General features: G+C 43.7%; 4 protein-coding genes and 1 pseudogene. 3 read left to right on the top strand and 2 right to left on the bottom strand.

Annotation, left to right across the window (positions count from 1 at the left end; genetic code table 11):
- Positions 1 to 172: 172 nt before the first annotated feature.
- Positions 173 to 2107 (bottom strand): iron uptake porin, encoded by a 1935-nt coding sequence (locus F6K46_RS38490; protein ID WP_229415330.1) that lies wholly within the window; start codon positions 2105 to 2107, stop codon positions 173 to 175.
- A 522-nt stretch (positions 2108 to 2629) separates the two neighbouring features.
- On the bottom strand, positions 2630 to 2770 hold the full coding sequence (locus tag F6K46_RS38485) for a hypothetical protein (RefSeq protein WP_158069611.1): 141 nt from the start codon (positions 2768 to 2770) through the stop codon (positions 2630 to 2632).
- A gap of 308 nt (positions 2771 to 3078) precedes the next feature.
- Between F6K46_RS38485 and F6K46_RS38480 the strand changes: the two are divergent.
- The 3 genes and pseudogenes from F6K46_RS38480 to F6K46_RS38470 all read left to right on the top strand — a co-directional run.
- Positions 3079 to 3495 (top strand): annotated as a pseudogene (locus F6K46_RS38480) (element excision factor XisH family protein).
- Positions 3483 to 3818, top strand: coding sequence for a XisI protein (locus tag F6K46_RS38475; RefSeq protein ID WP_293060443.1), 336 nt, complete (start codon positions 3483 to 3485; stop codon positions 3816 to 3818). Before F6K46_RS38480 ends, F6K46_RS38475 begins: the two are co-directional and overlap by 13 nt.
- A gap of 252 nt (positions 3819 to 4070) precedes the next feature.
- Positions 4071 to 4428, top strand: a 358-nt coding sequence (locus F6K46_RS38470) for a helix-turn-helix domain-containing protein (RefSeq protein ID WP_293118060.1), incomplete at its 3' end; no start/stop codon positions are given.

Raw genomic sequence — 4428 nt, 5'->3', positions numbered from 1 at the left:
CAGCAATCAACGGTTAATCTCAACTTGGCTTAATCTGCTAAGTTAAAAAAAAGCGCTCTCTTTTTGGGGAGCGCTTTTTTGTTTTTGACAACCTGCTCAAAACATCCATTACTGAGCTTTCATCCCGACGCTCACCAACCATGTATAGAGCGCCGGACGTCGAACCTAAAAATTAAAAGGTGAAAGTAGTTCTGAGGGTACCGATGACCACATCATCGTTGTCAGAACTTTGGTTAGGATTCAAAAGCCAAACTACACCAGGAGTGACCGAGATGTTGTTGTTGAGTTTGTACTTATAGAACGCTGAAACCTGGTAAGCAAAATCATTGTCAAAGTTACTGTTGCCATCATCTAAATCCAGTCCTCTGAGGGTTGGTGCCGCACCACCAAAAATTCCGGCGAGATTACCTTTTTTGCCCAAATCGGGGAAAGCGATACCAGCAGCAAAGTTCCAAATTTCCGCATCACCCAAGCCAATCAACTCAGCATCGGTGTAGCCTGCCCAGCCATTGAGTACGATGTTGGGGGTAAGTCTCAAAGAGGTCTGAACACCGAAAGAGTTACTTTCCACTTTTGCACTATCAAAGTCAACCGTGCCTAAACTGGTAGCATTCCCCAAGGCTGCTGGATTGAGATTAGCCAGGGCCGTGCCAGTACCCCCTAGAATTAAACGGGGTCGTCCATCAGCATTATCTTCGTAACCCCGAATGTAGGTGAATCCAACTTTGAAATCACTACCATAAACCAACTGAGCGATCGCAGAAAAGTTGCCATTGAATAGACCCTGGCCTTCTTGAGGATTGCTAGCGGTGTTGGAGATGTAACCTAAATCAATCCGAACATCCTTGATCGGCTTGATGGCAAGAGCAGCCCCAGCACCGAATGGCCCAATCCGATAGATGGGATTACGTTCAGCAAAACGGGTAATAGCATTAGAACCACCAGCACGACCTTCAAAGAAAGGGTTGACGGTATCTGCGTAATAGTGATGCAGTGCTCGGTTAGCCAACAGTTGAACCGTTACTTTATCCCCGAGGGGGAAGCGGTAGCGCAAGATATCAATAATAACGTCATTACCACTTGGTCCATCGTAGGTAAAGCGACCTTCTTGAGTTCCGGCCAGTTCACCACCAGCCCCTGTGATCAAGGTTGGGGCATCCCCAGCCTGGAGACGGGTTTGGAGCATGTCCTTACCGGTAAAGCTGGTTAAGAAGTTGAGACGAGTCCGGTTATGAAAAACAGTCTGAACATCATCAGCATCCCCTCCAAAGGCATCAGCTAGAGCAAAGATCACCTCACCCTTGAGTTTAGTGGTAGTGGAAAACTGATGGTCTTCTAAGAAGGCTACTCGTCCTTCTAGGTTATCTACTCGTGCCCCTAGGGTAGCCAGTTCTGTTTCAAACTCCTGTACTAACCGTTGTAGACTTTCTAAGTCCTCACGGGTGATAAAATCTCCAGTAACGCCCCCCAGTAAACGCTCAATCTGGTTCAAACAGGAATTCAAACCAGCAGCAAATTCGTAGCGAGTCAAGGCTCGGTTACCTCGGAAGGTAGCATTAGGATAACCAGCAATACAGCCGTAGCGTTCTACCAAAGAGCGTAATGCTTCATAAGCCCAATCTCCAGGGGAAACGTCTCTGAGTTGAGACACATTAGTGACTTGTTCCATAGAGTCATCCTCTACAGTCTGTCCACTCAGTTGAGAAACACCAGTCACCGGTCCCATCAAGTCATCCTCTGCAGTTTCCTCGTCACCGTATGAGGTGACTGAATCACTAGCAGAATTACCAATAGTAGAATTACTGATAATAGAATTATTGATAGTAGAATTACTGAGCTCCACCGTATCCCCAGTAGAGGCATCAGCCACTAATGGCAGATCAGAGGGAAGAACGGACTGAGTTAGGGAGGTGACGTCAGGGAGTGCTTCTACCGTCAGTGCTTCTACTGTAGTGGTAGGGTTGACAGCGGATTCTTGAGAGATTGTCTCTTCTGGCAAAGCTTCCTCAGTTGCTGCTACTGCTGAGGATGAAATCAATAGAGTTGCCCCAACAAACAAGGTGGGCGACTTTAGCACAGAGAGCCACAAATTTTTTGATCTGTTCACAGGGTTTCCTCACACACAATCAGGGTTTTGATAGGTGCGCTTTCCGCATCTAATTATTAAATTTGCCACGGGTCGCACCTCTGGATAAAGTCAACAGGACTACCGTCTCTTTTTAGGTATGTCACTAATTTATGACAAATTGATGACAATATGGCACACAGAGATAACAGATCAGGAAATACCAGCTTCAAAATTATGGTAGTTCTTCTGCTCATCTGCCGATCCCGTCATGGTTGTTTGTCCTGACTTAGTCTCATTTGAGCCCTTTTTGATCAGTTGTTGATCAAGGGATAGTTTAAGAGACGATTAACTTTACCGATTTAAGAATTACCTTGGATGGAGGTTTTGTTTGTATTTTTTAATACAAAAAATTTAGGCTTGATGGGATTAAAGCATATTAATTATGCAATTATGACAATAATTTCCGATATTAAATCGGTTTTAACCCCTGGAATCCAAATTTTTGATATATTATAAAAATTTATTTTAATTAATACTATTATAAGTAACAATAAACAATTATCAAATTGGGGAATCGGGAATCGGGAATCGGGAATCGGGAAACAGACTCAGGTGTGGGGTCTGGGTTTGGGGAGTAACTGGCGTGGCCATTGCCAATGCGATCGCATTAGCCAAGGGAACCGGGAATAGGCAAGCTAGCAACAGGGAATAGAGAAACAGGCGGAAGTGAGTTATGCGTGAGTTGTACTTGAGTTGGGCTAACTCACAAGCAAAGAGGGCTTACGCCCTCTGATTTTTGGTCAATATAAAAATTGAATATAGTTTGGCTAGTATACTTAGAGTGTACCACTTTTTTTGAGCGAGGGATTAAGTGGAGAGCTAAGTAATGACATTTATCAGCCCCAAATTTTCTGAGCATAATATGGTAAAATCTCATTTTTATTTACGATAATATAGCACCAACATTAGCTATATATAAAATTACTAACCTCTTATAATCATGCACTTTTATGGCCGCTAAGGACTTTTACCATGAAGTAGTCAAAACAGCTCTCAACAAGGACGGTTGGACTATTACTAATGACCCTCTAGTTCTAGAACTATCATCTGGTCGTCTTGAGGTAGACTTAGGAGCAGAACGTTTAATTGCTGCTCAAAAAGATCAGATGCGAATTGCTGTAGAGGTCAATAGTTTTTTAGCAACTTCTACTACCTCATAATTTCACACGGCACTCGGACAATTTCTGAATTATCGCATTGTTTTAAAGGTAACAGAGCCAGGTAGAGTACTTTTTTTAGCCGTACCGAGCAAAGTATATCGCAACTTTTTTCTGGAAGAGTTAGCACAGTTAAGCGTAAAAGAATACAAGGTAAAATTACTAGTTTTTGACCCAGACGAGGAGGTAGTTGTACAGTGGAACGATTGAACCAGTATCGGCAATGGATTCAGCAGGTTTTAGATCGACATAAACAGTTTGTACCTTCTTATGGTGAGATTGAACAATTTACAGTTTTTGACCACAACGATGATCATTACTTACTAGTAACAGTTGGCTGGGAAGGTGACCGCCGAGTTTGTGGTTCGTTGATCCATATTGATATTAAAGGAGGAAAAATCTGGATTCAACATGATGGTACTGAGGTGGGTGTCGCCGATGAGCTAGTAGAATTGGGAGTACCTAAGTCAGAAATTGTCATCGGTTATCATGACCCCAACGCACGTAAGTTGACAGAATTTGCAGTAGGATGAAAGGTGAGTTATGCCTGAGTTGTAGGTGAGTTGGGCTAAGTCCCTAGGAAAGAGCGTTATAGTTTGATTAGCTCATCTCACCTAGACCATGCCACGCTCACTTAGAGTTCGTCCAGAGTATATTGACCAGGTCAAACTAGTGCAGCGCGGCAGAAATACTTGAGCAGCTGCTGATAATGGTAAAATAGAAGGATGAACTGCTTACCTACTCGATGCTCAGCTTACCCTATTGTACTCTTCACAACTTGTGCTATGCCTGACCCCCATCCCCTGAAGATTAAATTATCACAGCAACAGCGAAGTTTACTCGAACAGTTAGTGCGTCGTCACAGTAGCCCTCAAGGATTAGTGGAACGGGTGAGGGTCATTTTATTGGCTGCCGAGGGTATGAATAATACTCAGATAGCTCAAAAGTTGCAACTCGCACGTAATACTGTGCGAACCTGGCGAAAACGCTGGTCTGTTGCGACCGAGCGTTTGATAAGTATAGAAGCAAAGGGTATCACTGACAAAGAACTGCTACAAATGATGGTAGACAGTTTAGGGGATGCACCACGACCAGGTACACCAGCGACATTCACCACGGAGCAAGTAGTACAGATTGTTGCTA

Source organism: Moorena sp. SIO3E8 (assembly GCF_010692445.1).
Taxonomy (GTDB): domain Bacteria; phylum Cyanobacteriota; class Cyanobacteriia; order Cyanobacteriales; family Coleofasciculaceae; genus Moorena; species Moorena bouillonii.
The sequence above is the reverse complement of the archived record's forward strand: the minus strand, read 5'-3'. Positions and strand labels throughout refer to the sequence as shown.